Annotated in this window: 15 protein-coding genes; 8 read left to right on the forward strand and 7 right to left on the reverse strand. The window is 69.9% G+C overall.

The window, feature by feature from the left end:
• Positions 1 to 46: 46 nt before the first annotated feature.
• From QSK26_RS28910 to QSK26_RS28920, 3 genes are all read right to left on the reverse strand, one after another.
• A complete protein-coding gene (locus tag QSK26_RS28910; RefSeq protein WP_285778439.1) occupies positions 47 to 784 on the reverse strand; it encodes a hypothetical protein in 738 nt (245 codons plus the stop codon).
• Positions 785 to 900: 116 nt separating this feature from the next.
• On the reverse strand, positions 901 to 2,091 hold the full coding sequence (locus QSK26_RS28915; protein ID WP_285778440.1) for a cytochrome P450 family protein: 1,191 nt from the start codon (positions 2,089 to 2,091) through the stop codon (positions 901 to 903).
• Entirely contained in the window at positions 2,091 to 2,903 is an 813-nt protein-coding gene (locus QSK26_RS28920) for an SAM-dependent methyltransferase (RefSeq protein ID WP_285778441.1), read from the reverse strand. The genes QSK26_RS28915 and QSK26_RS28920 overlap by 1 nt, the downstream gene beginning before the upstream one ends.
• Before the next feature lie 151 nt (positions 2,904 to 3,054).
• Here QSK26_RS28920 and QSK26_RS28925 point away from each other — a divergent pair, with 151 nt between their 5' ends.
• Together QSK26_RS28925 and QSK26_RS28930 are read left to right on the forward strand one after the other, a co-directional pair.
• Positions 3,055 to 3,648, forward strand: coding sequence for a TetR/AcrR family transcriptional regulator (locus QSK26_RS28925; RefSeq protein WP_285778442.1), 594 nt, complete (start codon positions 3,055 to 3,057; stop codon positions 3,646 to 3,648).
• A gap of 102 nt (positions 3,649 to 3,750) precedes the next feature.
• The gene (locus QSK26_RS28930) at positions 3,751 to 5,373 is read left to right on the forward strand and encodes a penicillin-binding transpeptidase domain-containing protein (protein ID WP_285778443.1); all 1,623 of its coding nucleotides are present in this window, start codon (positions 3,751 to 3,753) and stop codon (positions 5,371 to 5,373) included.
• A 52-nt stretch (positions 5,374 to 5,425) separates the two neighbouring features.
• Here QSK26_RS28930 and QSK26_RS28935 read toward each other — a convergent pair whose 3' ends face one another.
• From QSK26_RS28935 to QSK26_RS28945, 3 genes are all read right to left on the reverse strand, one after another.
• Positions 5,426 to 7,039 (reverse strand): amidase family protein, encoded by a 1,614-nt coding sequence (locus QSK26_RS28935; RefSeq protein ID WP_285778444.1) that lies wholly within the window; start codon positions 7,037 to 7,039, stop codon positions 5,426 to 5,428.
• Positions 7,040 to 7,213: 174 nt separating this feature from the next.
• A complete protein-coding gene (locus QSK26_RS28940) occupies positions 7,214 to 8,641 on the reverse strand; it encodes a WGR domain-containing protein (protein WP_285778445.1) in 1,428 nt (475 codons plus the stop codon).
• 93 nt (positions 8,642 to 8,734) lie between these two features.
• The gene (locus QSK26_RS28945) at positions 8,735 to 9,364 is read right to left on the reverse strand and encodes an alpha-ketoglutarate-dependent dioxygenase AlkB (RefSeq protein WP_285778446.1); all 630 of its coding nucleotides are present in this window, start codon (positions 9,362 to 9,364) and stop codon (positions 8,735 to 8,737) included.
• A 104-nt stretch (positions 9,365 to 9,468) separates the two neighbouring features.
• Between QSK26_RS28945 and QSK26_RS28950 the strand changes: the two genes are divergently transcribed.
• Genes QSK26_RS28950 through QSK26_RS28965 form a run of 4 tightly spaced genes read left to right on the forward strand, consistent with a single transcriptional unit; the run spans position 9,469 to position 12,926 of the window.
• Positions 9,469 to 10,269: a phosphotransferase gene (locus QSK26_RS28950; protein ID WP_285778447.1), complete on the forward strand. Its 801-nt coding sequence runs from the start codon at positions 9,469 to 9,471 to the stop codon at positions 10,267 to 10,269.
• Positions 10,253 to 11,215, forward strand: coding sequence for a cobalamin biosynthesis protein (locus QSK26_RS28955; protein WP_285778448.1), 963 nt, complete (start codon positions 10,253 to 10,255; stop codon positions 11,213 to 11,215). Before QSK26_RS28950 ends, QSK26_RS28955 begins: the two co-directional genes overlap by 17 nt.
• Positions 11,212 to 12,717, forward strand: a complete 1,506-nt coding sequence (locus tag QSK26_RS28960; RefSeq protein ID WP_285778449.1) for a cobyric acid synthase — start codon at positions 11,212 to 11,214, stop codon at positions 12,715 to 12,717. Before QSK26_RS28955 ends, QSK26_RS28960 begins: the two co-directional genes overlap by 4 nt.
• Positions 12,714 to 12,926: an SHOCT domain-containing protein gene (locus QSK26_RS28965; RefSeq protein WP_285778450.1), complete on the forward strand. Its 213-nt coding sequence runs from the start codon at positions 12,714 to 12,716 to the stop codon at positions 12,924 to 12,926. Before QSK26_RS28960 ends, QSK26_RS28965 begins: the two co-directional genes overlap by 4 nt.
• A 3-nt stretch (positions 12,927 to 12,929) precedes the next feature.
• On the opposite strand, the gene QSK26_RS28970 is transcribed toward QSK26_RS28965, so the two are convergent.
• Positions 12,930 to 13,586, reverse strand: coding sequence for an SDR family NAD(P)-dependent oxidoreductase (locus tag QSK26_RS28970; protein ID WP_285778451.1), 657 nt, complete (start codon positions 13,584 to 13,586; stop codon positions 12,930 to 12,932).
• A 100-nt stretch (positions 13,587 to 13,686) separates the two neighbouring features.
• Here QSK26_RS28970 and QSK26_RS28975 point away from each other — a divergent pair, with 100 nt between their 5' ends.
• Together QSK26_RS28975 and QSK26_RS28980 are read left to right on the forward strand one after the other, a co-directional pair.
• Positions 13,687 to 14,058 (forward strand): MerR family transcriptional regulator, encoded by a 372-nt coding sequence (locus QSK26_RS28975; RefSeq protein WP_285778452.1) that lies wholly within the window; start codon positions 13,687 to 13,689, stop codon positions 14,056 to 14,058.
• 315 nt (positions 14,059 to 14,373) lie between these two features.
• Positions 14,374 to 22,356 (forward strand): polymorphic toxin-type HINT domain-containing protein, encoded by a 7,983-nt coding sequence (locus tag QSK26_RS28980; protein WP_285778453.1) that lies wholly within the window; start codon positions 14,374 to 14,376, stop codon positions 22,354 to 22,356.

A 22,356-nucleotide genomic window follows, 5' to 3' on the forward strand; every position in this document is an offset into this window, starting at 1 on the left:
TCACCTCGCCCGGCGATCGGAACCACCCGTGCCGGCACCCCGTCCGTCAGGCGTCGCCGAACACCTCCCAGACCTGGTTGAGCCGGCCGCTCAGCGGCGTGTAATCCACCTTGGCGAGCACGGGATACCTGACCCCCTTCAACGCCTTGGTGAAGTCGGCGGTGCCGCATCCCTTGCGGCCGAGGCCGTTCTGTCCCGCGTTGACGTGGTTGGCCAGCCAGCCGTCGCGGCAGGAACGGGTGACCCGGCTGAACGACAGGTCGAAGGTGTAGCCCAGTTTGACCGTCGTGCCGCCCTTGGTGAACAGCACCGCCCTGTCGTTCAGCCGCCTGATCGTGCCGAGGCCGGTCCGCGAACCGCTCGGCGCGGCGAGGAACTCCTGGATCCGGGTCCTGCCGTCCAGCGCGATCCGCACCGGCGCCGGGCCGAGCCCGAGCACGAAGGCCAGATCGCCGGAGGTGCACCGGGTGGTGCCGAGCCCCTTGGAGTCGAGCCGGACCACCCCCTCGGTCTCCTTCAGGCCGCAGGCGGCGGTGATCCGGCGGAACTCGGCCCCGGTGTAGCGGATCCGCCGCTCCTTGGCGCCGGGGATCACCCGGAGGGTGTGCCGCCGCACGCCGGCCCGGCTGAGCGTGGCCTTGGCCGGCGTGATGCGCAGGGCGCCCGGCCCGTCGGCCCACGCGTAGCCGTACAGGACCTCGGTGCGCGCGGCGGCGGCGGGCGTGGCGGTCACGGCGGCTGCGCACAGGACGGCGAGCGCGGTGGCGGTGATCGAACGCGACATGAAAGGAATCCCCCCGGGTGTGGACCGTCTGTGGGTAAGACTCACCCACCGGCCCAGAAGTTCACGGCATCCACGCTCACACGAAGAGAAGGGGAGCCCTCACGGGCCAAGCCGTGTCACAGGTGGACGGGGAGGGTGGTGAGGCCGCGGACGATGGAGCCGGTCTGGGTCCAGGGGAGGTCGTGGTCGGTGGCGAGGCGGAGGGTGGGGAAGCGGGTGAGGAGGGTGCCGATGGCGATCTGGCCCTCGACCCGGGCCAGCGGGGCGCCCAGGCAGTAGTGGATGCCGTGCCCGAAGGCCAGGTGCCGGTTGTCCGGGCGGGTGATGTCGAGCGCGTCCGGTTCGTGGAACGCGCGCGGGTCGCGGTGCGCGGCGCCGAGTGAGACGTGCACCCACGAGCCCCGGGGGATGACGGTGCCCGCGATCTCGACGTCCTGTACGGCGATGCGCTGGCTGGCCCGCTCCACCGGGGAGTCGAACCGCAGCAGCTCCTCGATCGCCGCCGGCAGCAGGTCGGGACGCTCCCTGAGCAGCCGCAGCTGGGCGGGGGCGCGCAGCAGGGCGTGCACGCCGTTGCCGATGAGGTTCACCGTGGTCTCGTGGCCGGCGATCAGCAGCAGCAGGATGGCGTTGAGCAGTTCGGCGTCGGTGAGCAGGCTGTCTCCGTCGCGGGCCGCGACCAGGGCGCTGATCAGGTCGTCGCCGGGGGTCTCGCGGCGCTCGGCGAAGATCTCGCGCAGATAGGCGTTGAACGCGCGGGCGGTGTCCCGTCTGCGCTCGCGCTGCTCGGCGGACAGGTCCAGCGCGGTGAGGGTCGCGGTCCAGGCCCGGAAGTCGGCGCGGTCGCCGGCGGGCACCCCGAGCAGCTCGCAGATCACGATGATGGGCAGCGGGAAGGCGAAGGCGGTGATGAGATCGACCTCCTCCCGCCCCGCCACGTCGTCGAGCAGCCCGTCGGCGACCTCCTGGATCCTCGGCCGCAGCGCCTCGATCCGGCGCGGGGTGAACGCCTTGGCGACCAGGCCGCGCAGCCGGGTGTGGTCGGGCGGGTCGACGCCCAGCAGCGTGCCGCCGAAGAACGCCTCGTAGGGGACGCGGACGCCGCTGTGGTCGGGGTTCTTGGACAGCCGCGGATCGTTCAGCGCGGCGCGCCCGTGCTCGTGGTCCACGATGAGGAAGGCGGGCACGCCGGGCGGGAAGTCGATCGGGTGGACGGCGCCCGCCTCCCGCAGCGCCGCATACTGCGCGTACGGGTCGGCGGCGAAGTCGGAGCCGAGCAGGAACGCGGCGGGCAGGCGCTCGGTCATCAGCGCACCCTGCCCACGGCGGCGAGGAAGCCGGCCTTGTCGAAGTCGGGTTCCACGGGATCGTCCGGCGGGCGCCACGCCTCGACCGGTACGACGCCGGGTTCGAGCAGTTCCATGCCGTCGAGGAAGGCCGCCACCTGGCCGGGGGTGCGGGGCTTGATGTCACCGGCGGTCGTCTTGGCGTACGCGCCGCGGACCTGCGCCTCGACCTCCTCGCCGACCTTGCCCGCGTGGCCGTGCGAGATGGCGAGGTAGCTGCCGGGGACGAGTCCCTTGCGCAGGTCGGCGACGATCGAGGCGGCCTGTTCGTCGTCCGGGACGAAGTGCAGGATGGCCAGCAGCAAAACGGCCACCGGCCGGTCGAAGTCGATCTGCGCGCGGACCTCGGGGTGCCGCAGGATGCCCGCCGGGTCGCACAGGTCGGCCTGGACGACCGTGGTCAGCGGGTTGCTGGCGAGCAGCGCCCTGCCGTGCACGAGGACGATCGGGTCGTTGTCCACGTAGACGACCCGGCTGTCCGGGGCGGCCCGCTGGGCGACCTGGTGCACGTTCTCCTGCGTGGGCAGCCCGGAGCCGATGTCGAGGAACTGCCGCACCCCGTTGCGCGCCAGCAGCGTCACGACCCGGGACAGCAGCGCCCGGTTGTCCCGGGTGAAGGTCCGCACGTAAGGCATGGCGGCCACGACCTTGTCCGCGGCGGCGCGGTCGGCGGCGAAGTTGTCCTTGCCCCCGAGGTAATAGTCGTACATCCTGGCGACACTCGGGACGTGTGGGTCGATCGCCCACGCAGGACTCTTTTCCTGGTCGCTCATGCCGGTCGGCCTCCGCTGGTCGGTTAGCAGGGATAGTAGGGGCATCTCCCATAAATTGTGATCTTTCATGGGATTTCCAACGGGGATTCGGTGACCGGTGCGCGTGCCGGGCAGCGCTCAAATGAATGGTTAGTTGCCATATTCTTAGCCCATGTCCGAGCAGTCCCAGCCGTCCAGGACCCGTGACGCGGAGGCCACCAAGGCCCGCCTCCTGCGGGCGGCCACCGCCGAGTTCGCCGCCCACGGGATCGCCGGGGCGCGGGTGGACCGGATCAGCACCGCGGCCCGGGCGAACAAGGCGCTCATCTACGCCTACTTCGGCAACAAGGACCGGCTCTTCGACGCGGTGCTGGACGCCCATGTCGCCCGGGTCCTCGACGAGGTGCCCTTCACCCCGGAGGATCTGCCCGGCTACGCGGGGCATCTCTTCGACTTCCTCCTCGCCAACCCCAACCAGCTCCGGCTGGCCGCCTGGCAGCGCCTGGAGCGCGCCGGCACCGGCGCCGGCGGCGATCCGGCGGGGATGAGCGACTCCATGCGCCGCAAGATCGACGCGGTCGCGGGCGAGCAGGGCGCGCGGCGGCTGCCGGCCGACTTCGCCCCCGCGGACCTGGTCGTCTTCACCCTGGCCCTGACCTGTGCCTGGATGCCGACCAGCGCCATGGCCCCCACCCTCGGCGACGGCGACCGGATCGAGGGGCACCGGGCCGCGGTCGTCGAGGCCGTACGCCGGCTGCTGCGCTGAGGACATCTAACCGATAGGCGAAAAACCTGGTTCGTTACCGTATATCGCCTTTACGATCCTTTCGCTGGTAAAGACGGCCGGAAAAGCGGGGGAGTAACCGGTATGCGGGACAGGCGGCTCCTCGTTCTGATCGGTGTGTCGGCCGGGATCGTCGCCTTCGGCGTTTACGCCGTGACGGGGGGCAGCGGGACCGACGCCGTGGTGGCCACGACACCCCGCCCCGAGACCCCCGCCGGAGACGCCGGACGGCAGCCCCCGCCCCCGCCCTCGCCGTCGTCCACTCCGCCGCCGTCCTCCCCGCCGCCGCTGACCACGCCGGCCCCGCCGCCCGGCCCGGAGGGGACCGCGGCCCGCTACTTCGACGCCTGGCGGGCCGGCGACCTCGTCACCATGGGCGGCCTGGTCGCCGATCCGCCGCCGGACTTCGCCGACCTGCACCGGAGGTTCGACTCCGACCTGCGCGTCACGTCGCTGTCCATCACGCCCGGCGCGGTGCGGCCACAGGGCACGGAGGCGGCCGACGTGCCCTTCGAGGGCCTGCGCGTGGTGGCCGGGCTCGGTCCGTGGCCGTTCTCCTCCGTCCTGCACCTCACGCTGCGCGACGGCGCCTGGAAGGTGCTGTGGGGGCTGGACACGTTGCATCCCGCGCTCAGGGACGGCGGCGGCCTGCGGCTGAGGGAGACGCAGGTGCGCAGGCCGGCCACGCTCACCCGGGAGGGGAAGCCGTTCCCGCTGGACAGCAAGGCGGGCGACTACATCACCGGGCTGAACGGCACGGCGGTGGACCTGTCGCTGGAGGAGGAGCCCTCGGGCAGGGTGCTGCTGGAGTCGCCCGCGCCGCCGCCCAGCGACAAGCGCAGCACGATCTCGCTGCCCGTCCAGGCCGCCGCCGCCCGGGTGCTGGACGGCGTCGGACAACCGGCCGCGATCGTGGCGGTGGACGCCGAGACCGGCCAGGTGCGCGCGGTGGCGGACACGCTGGGCGGCAGGAGGGCGTTCAACGGGCTCTACCCGCCCGGCTCGACGTTCAAGGTGGTGACCGCCGCCGCCCTGCTGCGCAGCGGCCTCACCCCGGACACGACGGTCCCGTGCCCGGCCTCTTACACCATCCCGAACGCCAGAAGCTTCACCAACGGCGACCGGACCGACCACGGAGCCGTCTCCCTGTCCCGGGCCTTCGCCCTGTCGTGCAACACCGCCTTCGTGCAGCAGACCTACGAACGGCTGCGCGACGGGCAACTGCGGAGCGAGGCCGCCGACCGGTTCGGCTTCCGGGAGAAGCCGGGCCTGAGCTCCTGCCGGATCCTCGCCGCCGGGACCCCGGACGAACTGGGCTCGGACGCCATCGGCCAGAACTCGGTGCAGGCCAGCCCGCTGTGCATGGCCGAGGTCGCCGCCGCCGTCGCGAGCGGCGTGTGGAAGCCCGCGATCATGTCCGCCGAGCCGCCTCCCGACTCGCCGGCCCCGGTCCCGGTGGACCCGGGCGTGCTCGCCGGCCTGCGCGCGATGATGCGCGAGGTGGTCACCGGCGGTACGGCTGCGCAGGCGGGCCTGCCGCCGGACACCTACGGCAAGACCGGCACCGCCGAGGTCGCCGGGCAGGGGGACCACGCCTGGTTCATCGGTTACCGGGGCTCGCTGGCCTTCGCCGTCTTCGTGGCGAACGGCGGAGGCGGCGGCGCGGCGGCGGCTCCGGTCGCGGCGCGGTTCCTCGACGCGCTCTGACCCCCGCGGGCGCACGGCCGGTCGCGCGCCCGCGGGGGTCAGAGGCCGGGGGTCAGGGCGCGCAGCCGCGCTGCACCCTGGGCTGGGCGCACCGGAACAGCGAGGGGTTGACCACCGAAGGGGCCCGCCACTCCTTGGACGCCTGCTCGTAGGCGTAGGCGTAGGACAGCAGCCTGGCCTCGGTGTAGGCGGTGCCGAGGAAGCTCATGCCGAACGGGCGGCCGTTGGCCGGGTCGTAGCCGATCGGCACGGCGACCGAGGGGTACTGCGCCCGCGCGCCGATGCCCGCCGACCCGCTGCCGGAGAAGACGATCGCGGAGAGGTTCTCCGCCTGGAGCACGGAGTCGATCCGCTCGCGGGCGCCGGCGATGCCGTTGTCCCGGTCGGCCTCGTAGGCCGCCCTGGCCGCCGCGTCGTTGAGGTCCACCGCGTTGGACGCCTCCAACTGCGTCTGGCCGAACTTGATCGCCCCGTCCGCGGTGTGCGCCAGGTTGTACTTCACCACGTCGTCCAGCGTCTTCATCGGGGCGCGTGCGGGCAGCCTGGCGAGGTAGGCGTTCAGGTCGCGCTTGAACTCGTAGGTCAGGATGCTCGGCGGCAGCCCGCCGGTGTTGACGGTCACCGGGACGACCGTGGCCCCCTGGGCGCGGAGCACGTCCAGCGCCCTGGTGAGGGCGGCGCCCTGGTTGCCGGTCGGCGAGCCGGCCACGCCGATCCGCACGCCCCTGAGCGCGTCCTTCGACAGCGCCTTGGTGTAGTCGGTGCCGGCGACGTCCTTGCTGGTCTCGGTGATCGGGTCCTCGCGGTCCACACCGGTGATCGCGGTCAGCAGGGCGGCGGCGTCGTACACGGAACGGGTCATCGGGCCGGCGGTGTCCTGGCTCGCCGCGATGGGCACGATGCCGGTCCGGCTGACCAGGCCGACGGTGGGTTTGACGCCGACGAGGGAGTTGGCCACCGAGGGGCTGAGGATGGAGCCGGAGGTCTCGGTGCCGATGGTCACGGCGCCCAGCGCCGCGGCGGCCGCCGCGCCGGAGCCGGAGCTGGAGCCGCTCGGGGTCTGGCTGACGTCGTAGGGGTTGAGCACCTGGCCGCCGAGGCCGCTGTAGCCGGACGGCATGCCGTTCGTGGTGAAGTTCGCGAACTCCGTCAGGTTGGTCTTGCCGAGGATGATCGCCCCGGCCGCGCGCAGCCGCTTGACGAGGAAGGCGTCGTCGGCCGGGTAGGACTCGGCCAGCGCCAGCGCGCCCGCGGTGGTGGGCAGCCGCCTGACGTCGATGTTGTCCTTGACCAGCACCGGGATGCCGTGCATCGGGCCGCGTACCCTGCCCCGCTTGCGGTCCCGGTCGGCCTCCTTGGCCTCGGCGATCGCGTCGTCGTTGAGGACGCGGACGGCGTTGATGCCGGGCCCGTTCGAGTTGAGGGTGCGGATGCGGTCGATGTAGGCGTTCGTGAGCCACTCGGAGGTGATCTTCCGCGCGGCCAGCGCCTGCTGGAGCTGGGCGACCGTCGCGGTCTCCAGGTTGACGGCCGGGGAGGGCGTGGTCGCCGCGGCCCGGCCGGGCAGGCTCGGCGCCACCGTGCCCAGGGCCGCCACCGCGGCGAACATCGCGACGTACAGGGTGGTTCGACGACCTGGAAGGTGGCGTAACAGGGTGCTGTTCATGACGCGCGCGTCCTCCTGACGGAAGCCTCTCCCGGCCACGCCCGGGAGACGTTGATCAGTGGGAAGCGTGCTATGTACAGGTAATAGCGAAATTACCGCCTTGTTACGATCAGTTACCTTTTTGGGATTAACAGCGCTCTAAGTGCGGCTTTATGGCGATTAAGACCCGCATGGTCAGCGCAGGCGCCTGATGTCGCCGTAGGCGCGGTAGAAACCGCCCCGGCCGGACGAGCGGATCCCCTCGACCAGGTAGCGGGCGCCGGCCTCGCGCACGCCCTTCGGGAACTGCACGTTCCAGTCCGTCTCGTAGCCGGGGGTGACCACCCGGATGCGCAGCCGCTCGCCGTCGGGGACGCACTCGACGACCACGCCCGCCTCGCCCGCCGAGGCCGTCTCCAGCACCGTGGTGGGCTCGACGGCGGGGAGCGCGGCGGACGCCTTCACGTCCACCGGCGTCGGCACCTGTCCCGTCTGCGCCGCCTTGATCGCCTCCTCGCCGGCGTCGATGCAGGCCAGCGCGCCGGTGGTGGTGACGATGTAGAGACGCTCGCCGAGATACTGCATCGAGAAGGCCGAGCCGCAGCCGGTGGCCAGCTTCCACAGCCGCCTGCCGTCCTGGTCGAAGCAGTAGACCGAGGAGTGGCTGTCCCCGGCGAAGACATAACGCCCGCCGGGCGCCGCGGCGCAGGAGAAGACCGCGGCGTCGCACTGGTAGACCGCCTCGGTCCGGCCGTCGGCCTTGGCCAGCCGGTACACCTCGTGCCGGCTCGTGCCCGCGTAGACCGAGTCGGCCTCCTGCCAGCCGAACAGCACCTGCCCGTTGATCGCGTTGTCCCAGACCGGCGTGCCGTCGTAGGAGTCGTACCGGGCGACGCCCCTGGAGTGCCCGTGGTAGACGGCGCCGTCGTCGCAGCGCACCATCCACGCCGAGTCGCCCCGCCCGTCGCGGGACCACTGGAACTCGTCCTCGTGGTCGATGGCGGTCACCCCGCCCGCGCGGTCGGAGACGCCGAGCAGCCCGTCGCGGATGTCCAGCCAGTAGATGTCCACGTCCTCGGCGATCTCGTAGGCCACCCGGGGCGCCTTGCCGCTCAGGTCGTACACGTTGCCGTCGTCGGCCCCCGCGTAGATCCAGAAGTCGTCGGCGACGATGCACTTGACCCCGGCGGGCAGCCGGAACCGGCCGGTGACCGTTCCGTCGTGGGTGACCGTGTAGACGTCGCCCCGCTGGTTGCCGACCCAGCAGCGCTCGTCGTCCACGAAGATGCCGAACGCAGCCTCGCCGCTGGCGAACCGCCACAACACGGGTGCCTGCCGGGCGGTGGAGGGGTGGCTCACCACGGGACGCCGGCTGACCGCGCGGGCCTGCCGCTGCCCGCGCACCGCCGGCGCGTAACCCTTGCGCAGCTTCTCGCCGACCTTCTTCGCCGCCGCCGCCTCGGCCTTGCCGGCGGAGGAGAAGGCCGACACCTTGGTCTGCCCCCGCTCGCCGATGCGGCCGTAGGTGATCGTCACCTGGGTGCCGGAGACCAGCACTTCGTAGAACTTGTGCGCGCCCCCGTCGTCCTCGGACAGCTCAAGATAGGTGTGCGCGTTAGCCATGCCGACCCCTCAGTCAGTGATCCAATGGCCGGGAGACTAAGGGAGGAGGCCGACAAAATCCGGCCATGGCGGGAAAGGGGGACTGGGGTGTGGTCAGCGGACGCCGAGCGGGCGGAACTGCACGCTGATCCGCGGGCCGGTCGGGCGGGCGGTCTTGGGCACCGCGTGCTCCCAGGTGCGCTGGCAGCTGCCGCCCATCACCAGCAGGTCGCCGTGGCCGAGGTCGTGCCGCAGCGCGTGGCCGCCCCCGCGCGGGCGTAGCAGCAGGCTGCGCGGCGTGCCGAGCGAGACGATCGCCACCATGGTGTCCTCGGTGGCGCCCCTGCCGATGGTGTCGCCGTGCCAGGCGACGCTGTCCCGGCCGTCGCGGTAGAGGCACAGGCCCGCCGTGCGGAACCCCTCGCCCAGCTCGCCGGCGTAGTGCGCGTTGAGCGCGGCCCGCATCCCGGTGAGCGCCGCGTCGGGCAGCGGCTCGTCCTCGGCGTAGAACTTCAGCAGGCGCGGCACGTCGACCACCCGGTCGTACATGTGGCGCCGCTCCGCCCGCCAGGGCACCGCGTCGAGCAGCCGCTCGAACAGGGCGTCGGCGCCGGTGATCCAGCCCGGTCTGACGTCGACCCAGGCGCCGCCGGACAGGACGGTGCGCCGCACCGAGGAACCGAGCGCGCCCAGCGTGGTCCGGTCGCACAGGTCGAGCAGAGAACCCTGGAATCCACCGGTCATGCGCCCACTATACGCCACCTATTCAAACACGTATTCGATCACCGGTTGCCGGCTTCCCCGGAATGTTCCGGTCCGGGGGCGTACAGGGTTTAGGCTCCTGTGCCATGTCTCCCACGACCGCGCCACCCGAGATCGTCCCGCTCGGCGGAATGATCACCGAGGGCGTGGTCCGGGTGGGCGACACCGTGCGCAGGCCGGCCGGGCGGGCCACGCCCGCCGTGCAGGCGCTGCTCCGCCACCTGCGGGACGCCGGGTTCGACGGCGCCCCACGGGTGCTGGGCGTCGACGACCAGGGCCGGCAGATCCTCAGCTACGTGCCGGGCTGGTCGGCGTCCGGGCCGCTGCCGCCGCACGCGGTGGGCGACGAGGCGCTTGTCGCGCTGGCCCGCCTGCTGCGCCGCTTCCACGACGCCTCGGCGTCCTTCACGCCGCCGCCCTACGCGCAGTGGGAGCCGGGGTCCAACGACGACCGCGAGCCGGAGATCGTCGGCCATTGCGACGTCACCCTGGAGAACGTGATTTTCCGTGACGGCCTGCCGTACGCGTTGATCGACTTCGACCTCGCCCGGCCCACGACCCGGCTGTTCGACATCGTGACGACCCTGCGCCACTGGGCGCCCATCGCCGACCCGGTGGACCGGGACCCGGCCCAGCGCGGGCTCGACGTGGGCGCCCGGCTCAGGCTCTTCTGCGACGAGTACGGCCTCGCCCCGCGCGACCGGCGCCGCCTCCTCGACCTGGCCCAGCTCCGCTTCGAGCGGTCCTTCCACGCGATGCGCTCGCGCGCCCAGTCCGGCGGCGGCCCGTGGGCGCGGGCGTGGGAGTCCGGGGCCGGCGAGCGCATCCGCCGGGCCCGCGCCTGGCTCGACCTCCATCAGGACCGGCTTCATGACCACCTCATCTGACCGCGCCGCGGACCCCGTGGCGGCGGGGCTGCTCGGCGGGGTGCTGCTCGACGCGCTGCTGGGCGACCCGCGCCGGGGCCACCCGGTGGCGCTGTTCGGCCGGGCCGCGGGCGCGCTGGAGCGCCGCCTGTACGGCGACGCGCGGGCGAACGGCGTCGCCTTCACCGCCGTGTGCGTCGGCTCGGCCGCCGCGCTCGGCGTGGCCGCGCAACGGCTCACCCGGGGCCGTCCGGCCGCCCGCGCCGCGGTGACCGCCGCGGCCACCTGGGCCGTGCTCGGCGGGACCAGCCTGGCCAGGGAGGGCGCCGCGATGGCTGCCGCGCTGGAGGCCGGGGACCTGCCGGCGGCCAGGAGACGGCTGCCGCACCTGTGCGGGCGCGACCCGAGCGGCCTCGGCGAGGGCGAGCTTGCCAGGGCCACGGTCGAGTCGCTCGCCGAGAACACCTCCGACGCCGTGGTGGCCCCGCTGCTGTGGGGGGCGGTCGCGGGCGTGCCCGGCCTGCTCGCCTACCGGGCGGTCAACACCCTCGACGCCATGGTGGGACACCGCTCGCCGCGCTACACGCGCTTCGGCTGGGCCGCGGCCCGCCTCGACGACGTGGCCAACCTGGCCCCGGCCCGGCTCACCGGCGTCCTCGCCGCGCTCGCCGCGCCGCTCGCGGGCGGCTCCGTACGGCGGGCCGCGGCGGTGCTGCGCAGGGACGGCCACCGGCATCCCAGCCCGAACGCGGGACGCTGCGAGGCGGCCTTCGCCGGCGCGCTCGGCGTCACGCTGGGCGGCACCAACGTCTACGGCAGCAGGGTCGAGCACCGGCCGGAGCTCGGCGAGGGCGACCGGCCCCGGGCGGCCGACGTGCGCAGGGCCGTGCAGCTCACCAGGGCCGTCGGCTACGCCGCCGCGGGCCTCGCGATCCTGGTACGCGCACGGAAGGGCGGCAGGCGATGACGGGCGGGGCGCTGCTGGTCGCGGGGACCACCTCGGACGCGGGCAAGAGTGTGGTGACCGCCGGGATCTGCCGCTGGCTGGCCAGGCAGGGCGTCAAGGTCGCCCCCTTCAAGGCGCAGAACATGTCGCTGAACTCCTTCGTCACCGCGGACGGCGCGGAGATCGGCAGGGCCCAGGCGATGCAGGCGGCGGCGTGCGGCCTGGAGCCCACCGCCGACATGAACCCCGTCCTGCTCAAGCCGGGCAGCGACCGGCGCAGCCAGGTCGTGGTCATGGGCCGCCCGCTGGCCGACGTGGACGCGCTGGAGTACACCGCGTTCAAGGACCGGCTCAGGGAGACCGCGGTGGCCTCCCTGAACCGGCTCAGAGCCGAGTACGACGTGGTGGTCTGCGAGGGCGCGGGCAGCCCCGCGGAGATCAACCTGCGCGCCGGGGACATCGCCAACATGGGCCTCGCCCGCGCCGCCGGCCTGCCGGTGGTCGTCGTCGGCGACATCGACCGGGGCGGGGTCTTCGCCGCCCTCTACGGCACGGTCGCGCTGCTCGACGCTGCCGACCAGGCGCTCATCGCCGGCTTCGTGATCAACAAGTTCCGCGGCGCCCGGGAACTGCTCGAACCCGGTCTTGACATGATCAGGGAGCTCACCGGCCGCGAGGTCTACGGCGTGCTCCCCTGGCTGGACGGGCTCTGGCTCGACGTCGAGGACTCCCTCGCCCTGGACTCCCGTACCGTGCCGAGCCGCCCGCCGTACGGGCGGCAGGGGCTGCGGGTCGCGGTCGTGCGGCTGCCGCGCGTGTCCAACTTCACCGACCTCGACGCGCTGGCCGGCGAGCCCGGCGTGACGGTGCGGTTCGCCACCGCGCCCGGCGAACTGGACGACGCCGACCTCGTGGTGCTGCCCGGCTCCCGGGCGACCGTCTCCGACCTGCGCTGGCTGCGCGAGCGGGGCCTGGCCGACGCCGTCACCGCGCTCGCCGCGCGCGGCCGGCCCGTGCTCGGCATCTGCGGCGGCTACCAGATGCTGGCCCGCACGATCGTGGACGAGGTCGAGTCGAAGGCGGGCGAGGTCGCCGGGCTGGGGCTGCTGCCCGCGCGGGTGGAGTTCGCCGCCGAGAAGACCCTCGGCCGCCCGGTCGGCGCCGCGTACGGCGAGCGGGTGGCGGCCTATGAGATCCATCACGGTTCGGTGACCGCCGACCCCGGCGCGGAGCCGTTCCTCGACGGCTGCCGCACCGCCGCCGTGTGGGGCACGACCTGGCACGGCGCCCTGGAGAACGACGGTTTCCGGCGCGCCTTCCTCGCCGACGTCGCGGCCCGCGCGGGCCGCGACTTCGTCCCCGCGCCGGACGTCTCCTTCGCCGCCCTCCGCGAGGAACGCCTGGACGCCCTGGGTGACCTGGTGGAACGGCACCTCGACACGGACGCCCTGCTCCGGCTGGTCGAATCCGGTCCGCCCCCGGGGCTGCGGGCACTCCCGCCAGGGGGGACAATGGTCCCATGATGAGGCTCTTGCTGGTCCTCCTCTTGATCACCATACTGGCGCTGGTCGTGCTCAACATGGCCAGGAAGGCTCGCGCCGCCGTCGTCAGAGAGCCTCTCTCGCCCCCGCACGAGGACCCGCGTGAGATTCTCCGACGCCGCTACGCCGCCGGTGAGATCGACGAGGACGAATATCTCCGCCGCATGTCCGGGTTGTCCCAGGACTGGTGACCGTCACCCCTCGCCGGTGTACGCCACTTCGTGCTCCCACCGGTCGCGGGGCTGGGTGTGCAGCCGCCAGTAGTGCTCGGCGATGTCGTCCGGGTCGAAGGCGGTGCCCGGGGCGACCGGCCCGTACACGGTGACCCCGGCGACGTGCACGCCGGCCGCGCCGTAGGTCTGGTCGAGCAGGGTGACCAGCGTCCGCGCGCCCGCCTTGCCGAGCGACAGGCTCACGTACTCCGGCTTGGGCTCGGGCATGCCGCCGGTGACCAGGAACGACCCCGCCCCGCGCTCCGCCATGCCCGGCGCGACGTGCGCGGCGGCGGTGAGCGCGCCCAGCACGTTGACCGCCCAGATGTCCAGATGGTCCCGCGCGGACAGCTCGCCGACCCGGTCCGGCCGGATGACCGCCGCGTTGTAGATCACCACGTCCGGCGGTCCCAGCTCGCCCGCCGCCACGTCCAGCGCGGCGCGCAGCCCGGTCTCGTCGGCCACGTCGGCGGTCACGGAGACCACCCGCACCCCCAGCGCGGCGACCGCCCCGGCCACCGGCTCCAGCGTCCCGCCGCTCCTGGCCAGCAGGGCGACCGGCAGCCCCTCCCGCGCGAACCGCAGGGCGACCGACCGGCCGATCCCCGGCCCCGCCCCGATGACCACCACTCCCGCCATCCCCGGCTCCTTCCTCTGGTGTGATAACCGACAATGGGGGACGTTAAGCCGTCACATCGATGTGAAGGTCAAGCCGGGAACGGGGGAGCGGGGGAGCGGCATGCGGATCGGTGACCTGGCCCAGGAGACCGGCGTGAGCCGCCGCCTGCTGCGCTACTACGAGGAACAGGGCCTGCTCCGCCCGGTACGGCAGGCCAACGGCTACCGCGAGTACACCGCCGCGCACGTCGCCGTCGTCCGCCACATCCGCACCCTCCTCGCCGCCGGCCTGCCCACCGCCGTGATCGGCGGTCTGCTGCACTGCGTCCACGACGACGGCGACCGCCTGGTCCCCTCCCCCTGCCCAGGCATGATCGCCGGCCTCCGCCGCGAACGCGGCCGCCTCACCGAAACCATCACCCGCCTCCAGGCATCCCAGGACGTCCTGGACACCCTCTTGGCCGCGGCCATACGCGAACACGGCGATCTGTGAACGGCCGGCTCAGCCGTGCGTGTTCCGATGAAGTGGCAGTCATAACAGCCTTTTTGTTTCAGCCGCTACTCTCTGTCTAATATTGCACCGCATTATCCGCTTTGTGTTTTAGATCACTCTTGTGCACACCGCGATCTTTGCGTTACGTTCCTTTCGTTTTGGTGTAGATCGCTTCGAACCTCCAGTGGACAGCAGGATGTCTGATTTTTGGAGGACGGGCGCACGCAGTCATTCGTCCTGTGTTGTTTGTCTGGTGAGTTCGGAGAGTGGTGGCGCATGCGCCGGAATTCGTCATGGCCGCGTTCTGCCGTTCGAATGTCCTGGTGGACGCTGCTTGTCACGTTGCTGACTCTGCCGGGCTTGTTGTCGGTTCAGGCGTTGCCGAATTGGGCGACGCCGGCGGCTGCGGCGGTCGCGCCTCCCGACACACCAGACCAGTTGACGGGGTCGGCCGCGGGACTGCCGCCGCTGGTTGGCACGGCCGAGACTGTCACATCGGCCAAGCCGGGTATTCCCGCGCGAGAGGCGGAGAAGCCCGAGGGGGCGGTCCCGCTGGAAGACCGGTTCACCGCATCGACGAGACCTGACCTCGATGTGGATGCGGGCAAGAGAGAACTTCCACAAGGTGTGCAGCGGGCCGAGTCGGCCGATCGTGCGGCTGCTGTCGCCTTGGCGCCATTCATTGATGATCAGCACCCAGACCATCAGGCGTTGTCCGGATCGCTGACGCCGTTGCTTACGGTCCAGGTCACCAGCCTTGGTGGTGGGACCGCCGGGTCATTCCGGTTCTTCTTCCATGTGTGTGAGAAACCGGAGGAGGACGAAGAGGAGACCGATCCGGGTGCTCCGCCTCCTGTGCCGCTGTGTGTGGAGTCGGGACGACTGGACGGCGTGAGCTCCTGGCGGGTACCGGCCGGGAAACTGGAGTGGGGCAAACAGTACGAGTGGTGGGTGCGGGTCAATGACCCCGCGTCAGGTACCCAGACCATAACGGACAAGCGCCTGTTCACCACCGGGGTTCACCAGCCCGCGACGACTTCGACGCTGGGCGAGCGGGGCGCCAACGGCCAGGAGTTCTACCAGGCGTCGGGCAACTACACGACCCAGTTCACCGACGCGTCGGTGGCGACCGCGGGCCCGCCGTTGTCGGTGGTCCGGACCTACAACAGCCTTGACCCGCGTACGGATGGGATCTTCGGGGCGGGCTGGTCGACCCGCTGGGACATGAAGATCGTGGCCGAGAACAGGCCGAGCGAGGCGGAGACGCTGCTGGTCACCTATCCCGATGGCCGCCAAGTGCGGTTCGCCGCCGACGGGGACGGTCAGTTCCAGCCACCGCCGGGCATGCACGCCACACTGGCCGAGGTCGAGCCGGGCGGCTGGAAACTGATGGACAAGTCCTCGACCACCTACCTGTTCGACGCCCAGGGCCGACTGCTGGAAGTCGTCGACAGCCGCGCCCGCGCCCAGACTCTGCACTACGGATCCGACGGCAAACTGACCAAGGTCAGCGCGGCAGGCGGCCGATCGCTGCACTTCACCTGGACGGGGGCGCAGGTGGCCTCGGTCTCCACCGACGCCGTCGACGGCCAGCCCTTGACCTGGACCTATCGGTACACCGCCGGGAACCTGACCAGTGTGTGCGCCCCTGTCGCGGCGCCGAACTGCACCGGATTCGAGTACGGCGATGGGTCGCGTTATCGCAACCTGGTGCTCGATGCCGAGCCGGTCGGCTATTTCCGGCTCGGCGACAAGGAATTCGAGCATGCGGCCAACGAGGGAACCCACGGCGGGCCTGGCGTGTACCACCAGGTGACCACGGGGCAGGCTGGTGTGCTGCAGGGGACCACCGACACCGCGGTGGAGTTCACCAGGTCGACCATGCAACTGCCGTCCTTCATGCTGTCGCGGCGGCAGAACCAGGGGTCGGTCGAGACATGGTTCAAGACCTCCGTCAACGGTGTGATCCTCTCCGCCAGCCGGAGTGGCTACCCACTTGGCGCACCGTACGCGATGATCTATGTCGGTACCGATGGACGGCTACGCGGGCGACTGGGCGCCGTCGACCGCGTTGGCAATGCGATCCCGCCGATCACCACTACCGGCCGGGTTGACGACGGCCAGTGGCATCACGTCGTGCTTAACGTGTCCGGTCAGCAGCAGAAGCTCTACCTGGACGGTCAAGCGGTAGGCGAGCTGACCGCGGAGGCCTCTCTCGAGTATCTGATGACCGCCTACGTCGGCAGCGGAGACCGGGCCAACGGGTGGGACACCGACACGCCAGGTGGCCCGGCTGTGAGAGGCGCGTTTCCGTTCCAGGGAACGATCGATGAGTTCGCCGTCTACGGCAAGCCGCTGACCGAGGCCGAGATCGGCACACACTACGCGGCCAGGGCGAAGGTCGCCAACAAACTAGCGAAGATCACTCTGCCGTCCGGGAAGGTATGGGCGGCGAACACCTACAACCCGGTCAACGACCGGATCGCCACCCACACCGATCAGCACGGCGGTACCTGGAAGATCGGCGAGACAGGTTACGCCTACGACACCGGGTTCGCCAGGGTGGAGGTTACCGATCCCAAGGGCGGCACCCTGATCTACGACCACGACGCCTGGCGTGGCTACCGGCTGGCCAAGGTGACCGACCCGCGCGGTGGGGTTTCCGCGATCACCACTTACGACTTCGACAGACGCGGCTTCGTCAAGAAGATCACCGATCCGAACGGCAACATCACCCGCCAGTCCAACGACAGGCGCGGCAACCTGCTCAGCCGGACCACATGCCGATCCGCGAACAACTGCCAGACGAGCTACTACTCCTACCACGTCAACGAAGACGATCATTTCGACGCGCGTAACGACCGGTTGATCACGTCAAGGGACGGCCGCTCCGCAGGGAAAGAGGACGACACCTACGCCGCCACGACCGAGTACACCGTCCATGGTGACGTGGCCAGGCAGAGGACCCCGGCGACCCCGGACTTCCCCAACGGCCGGACCGTCACTTATACCTACACCGACGGCACCGAGCCCGCGGTCGGTGGTGGAACCACCCCGGCCGGCCTGCTGGAGTCCGAGAAGGACGCCAAGAACAACGAGACCACCTATCGGTACACCGCAGCGGGTGACTTGGCGGAGAAGACCAGCCCTGCCGGTCTGGTGATGAAGTACACCTATGACGCGATCGGTCGGCTGGTCGGCGAGACCCAAATCTCTGACGCCCACCCCGACGGTGTGACAACCACCGTCACCTATGACGGGATGAGCCGGATACTCACGCGGACCAGCCCCGGTGTCCGCAACGAGGTCAGCGATGTCACGCACACAGCCCGGACCAGCTACACCTACGATGCGGACGGCAACGTACTCACCGAAACCCTCTCCGATCTGACCGGCGGGGACCCCGAGAGCAAGACGATCTACGAGTACGACGACCACGGCCGGGTGAAGAAGACGACCGGTCCCGAAGGCGCTGTGATCTCCACCACCTGGGACAACATCGGCGCACAGGTTGCCACGACCGACGAGATGGGCACCCAGTTCACCTACGCCTACACCGAACGCGGCCAGTTCCAGTCCACGACGATCAAGAACTGGACCGGCAGCCCGGTCAACCCGCAAGCTCCACGGGATGCGGTGCTGGAGTCCTACTCCTACGACCCCGGCGGGCGGTTGGCCACGCAGGCCGACGCGATGGGCCGTAAGACCTCATACAAATATTTCAACGACAACCTCCTCTCCCAGGTCATCGCCGACGACGCGCTGCTGAACGGTTCCACGACGGCCAGGGACGTGGTCCTGACAGACAACACCTACGACGCCGCTGGGCAGCTCACCAAAACCGTGACTGGAGGAAACAAGGCTGTCACCGCGGAGTATGTGTATGACGCGGCAGGCCTGCTGACCTCCGACACCTTCGACCCTGCCTCCACCCCCGCCCCGCTCAGGCGCAAGACCGCCTACGCCTATGACGCGGTCGGCAACGTCACCAAGGAGACGTTCACCGGCTCGGCGACCACCCGACAGGAGGTAGTCGAGTACGACCACAACACCCTGAACCAGGTCACCCGGCAAACTGTGGACAACGGGGACACCGATCTCGTCACCACGTGGGCTTACGATGATCGCGGCCTGCTGGTCCAGGAGACCTCCCCCCGTGGTAACCAAGCTGACGCCGGCGCTGCTGACTTCACCACAACCTCCCGCTACGACGTCTTCGGCCGACTCGTGGAGGTCAAAGAGCCGCAAGTGACGGTGGAGAAGGCTGGTACAGCGAGCACTACGCGGCCTACCACTCGTTATGGGTACGACAGTTTCGGTCTGCGAACGCACGTCGTGGATCCCGAGGGACGCGCGACCACCAGCCTTTATGACAAGGCCGGTCGTCCACTCTCCGACACCGGCACGCCGTATACCCCTCCTGGTGGGACCGCGGTCACCCCCAAGATCTCCTACGCCTACGACGCCGCCGGCCGTACCACGAAGATCACCGATCCGCGCGGATTCGTCACCACGAACGAGTACGACGCGCTGGGCAATCTTGTGCGGGTCACCGATCCTGGGCCGTCGGGTCCTGGCGGGCAGTGGATGGCCGAGTACGACCTGCTGGGCGAGCAGCTTGCCGTCATCGATCCCACCGGGGCGCGAGCCGAGGCCACCTACGACGACCTGGGCCGGGCCGTCACCCGGACCCAGATCGAACGCAAGCCGACCACGGCCGTGTACACCACGCGGTACACCTACGACGACGCCGGGAACTTGACGCACAAGGTGGTACCGGGCACAGGCAACCGGACCACGATCTACGGGGTCAACGCGGCCGGCGAGGTCACTACTGTGACCGATCCGCTGAACCGTGTGTCGGCCATCGCCTATGACAACCTGGGCCGTACGACCAAGGTCACCGACCCCCTCGGCAATGCCACGGTCGCGGAGTACGACATCGCCGGGCGGCAGGTCACCGCCAAGGATCTGAACAAGTCCGGGGCCACGCTGCGCACGTTCGGCTTCGGCTTCGACGCCGATGGGAACCCGACCGCCACCACCTCGGCCGAAGGACACGTCACCCGGCGCGAGTTCGACGCGCTCGGTCAGCTGACCAAGCTGATCGAACCGGTCTCCGCCGCCAAGTCGATCACCACGACCTTCGGCTACGACGCCACCGGCGCGCAGACCCGGCTCACCGACGGCCGCGGGAACGCCACCTGGACCACCTACAACACGCTGGGCCTGGCCGAAACCCTCACCGAACCCGCCACCACCGCCCACCCCGCGGCGGCCGACCGGACCTGGACCAACCTGTACGACATCGCGGGCAACAACATCGCGACCCTCCAGCCCGGCGGGGTCAGAATCGACCGCGAGTACGACCACCTGGGCCGGCTCACCAAGCAGACCGGCAGCGGCGCGCAGGTGGCCACCCCGGTGCGCACCTACGGCTACGACACCGCCGGGCGGAACACCTCCGTCGGTGACTACGGGCTGGAGTACAACGACCGGAGCCTGCTCACGAAGGTGGCCAAGCCCACCGGTCCGTCCACCACCTACGCCTACGACGCGCTGGGCAACCCGACCCAGCGCGTCGACGCCGCCGGTACGGCCGACTTCACCTGGGACAACGCCGACCGGTTACGGACCGCAGGCGACCCGGTCACCGGACGCACCTCCACCTACGCCTACGACGACGCAGACCGGCTCACCTCGCTGACCTCGGCCGGTCCGGCCACCACGCAGTCCTACACCTACGACGCGATGAACCGCCCGGAAACCCACACCCTGAAGAACGGGACGGGGGCCGAGCTCGCGAAGATCACCTACGGGTGGGACAAGGACGACAACCTCACCTCCAAGGCCACCAGCGGCACGGCGGGCGCGGGCAACAACACCTACGGCTACGACCAGGCCGGACGGCTGACCTCCTGGACCGACCCCGACGGGCGAACGACCGACTACGCCTGGGACGACTCCGGCAACCGCATCAAAGCCGGCGAGGACACCTTCACCTACGACGAACGCAACCGCCTCCTGTCCGGGGGCGGAACCGACTACACCTACACCCCCCGGGGCACCCTCGCCACCGAGACCAAAGATGGCACCACCCGCAACCTGGTCTTCGACGCCTTCGACCGGCTCATCACCGACGGCGAGACCACCTACGGTTATGACGCCTTCGGGCGTATGACCGGCCGTGCCAAAGCCGGCAGCCAGCAGAGTTTCGTCTACTCCGGCCTGGACAACGACATCGCCGCCGTTCTGGACGCGAGCGGAACCGTCCAGGCCAAGTACAGCCGCGACCCCTTCGGCGGACTCCTCGGCCTGCAAGAAGGCGGCACCGCCGCAGCCGGCACGATGACCGACGCGCACGGCGACCTGGTCGCCACCTTCTCCGGCACCGCCCTGGTCGACTCGACGGCCTACAGCCCCTTCGGTGAAGTCGTCGCCCGAACCGGCACCGCCCGATCGCTCGGATTCCAGGGCGAATACACCGACCCCGGCACCGGCAAGGTCAACATGAACGCCCGCTGGTACCAGCCAGGCACCGGCGGCTTCGCCTCCCGCGACGACTGGACGCTGCCCCCTTCTCCTTCTGTTCAAGCAAACCGGTACACCTACGGGAATGCCAACCCTCTGGGCTACATAGATCCGAGCGGGCACGCTGCGACTCGACCTCGCCCCGGGCTGCCAGGGAGCGAATGTGTCACCGCGACTGCGGTCGGGGGCGTGGTGGGGGGAGCAGGGTGTTTTATCGTCGCCTTTCCGCAATCTACTGCTCCGCGCCACAAAGACGTGGCAATGGGAGCGTGCAGGTGGATTGACCCACGGCCCCAGTGTAATAGGCCGGTAGCGCAGCCGAACGCTTGCGCCGAGTTCGCGAATAAGTGTCCCAACAAGGGGGGCGGCGGCAGTCCACCGAAGAGCAGTCCGCCGAAGAGCAATCCACGCAAGCCCACACCCGTTCCGCCGAAAGCTAACCCGCCGATAAGAAGGCCGTCGCCGTGCACCTCATGCGGTAACCCGGTCAGAGGTCCAGGAACGAAGGCCAATCCTAAACCGACCATATATCCCCACACTGGGACGAATTTCGATCCAAGCGCGCCATGGTTCAAAAACCACCCGGACAATGTGACGGTCGACCGTAATCCTCCGCCCGCAAAGACTCCATACACCTGCGTTCGCGGGATGGGTTGCCCGGACGACTATGCGGGCACCACTGAATGGATAGAATTCAACGGGGATATAGGGACAAACTCGTCCGGTGGCGGCAATCTCTGTGATCCGGGGACGATCTATTCGACCATCCCAGGGGCATGTCCAAATGCCGGGGGCGGGGCGGGAAGTGATATCAAGCCCCAAGGGGAGGATCACGACTCCAGTGATGGATTTGAGCTTCCGCCGATCATTCCGATACTTCCGATAATCACGGCTCCGCTGGCGCCGGTGGTGCTGGCCCCCGTGGTGCTGGCGCCCGGGGTACTGGCTCCGCTTGCACCTCGGGCCCCGTTAGGTCCACGTCCACCGACGGACTGCTTGCCTGGCAATAGTTTTGTTGCAGGCACAGAAGTGCTACTTGCTGATGGTACGAAGAAACCGATCGAAGAAGTAAAAATCGGCGACAAGGTCCTCGCTACGAATTCCGAGACGGGCGAGACTGTGGCCGAAGATGTCACTGCGCTCATCGTGGGTGAAGGGGCCAAGTCGCTCGTCGCCATCACTGTGGACGTCGACGGCGAACGCGGTACATCGACAGCATCAATCATTGCAACAGACGGTCACCCGTTCTGGCTTCCTCATCTGCGTGTGTGGCTCGATGCCGGTGAGCTGCAGCCAGGAATGTGGCTCCGAACCTCGGTCGGAACTTACGTTCAGATCACGGCGGTCAAGAAGTGGAACGCGCCGGAGCGTGTCTATAATCTGACCGTCGATCGCCTGCACACGTACTATGTGCTTGCGGGCGGGACGCCGGTCCTGGTTCACAATTCAGGTTGTGGCCCCGACCTGGGAGAAACTTGGAAGCCTAAAACGGCAGCGCAGGTATGTGGAACCGGTGGATGTGAGAAGGTAGCCGACCATATTCAGTCGGTCATCGGTGGTGACATCATGCGGCTAACGGACCGATACGGTGCGCCCCAGTTGGGTAAGTACCGCGGCGTCGACAGCGGTTGGAACTATCACGATGTCGTCGTGAAGGATGGTCGAGTATTCGATGCGACTACAGGAAGATACGGTGAATCAATGGCCAACTATCGAGCAAATTGGGAGTATGGGGATGATCTTGTCTTCAGTCCGGCTCCCAGGTAG

This window comes from Microtetraspora sp. NBRC 13810, assembly GCF_030268685.1.
In the GTDB taxonomy this organism is placed as follows: domain Bacteria; phylum Actinomycetota; class Actinomycetes; order Streptosporangiales; family Streptosporangiaceae; genus BSRQ01.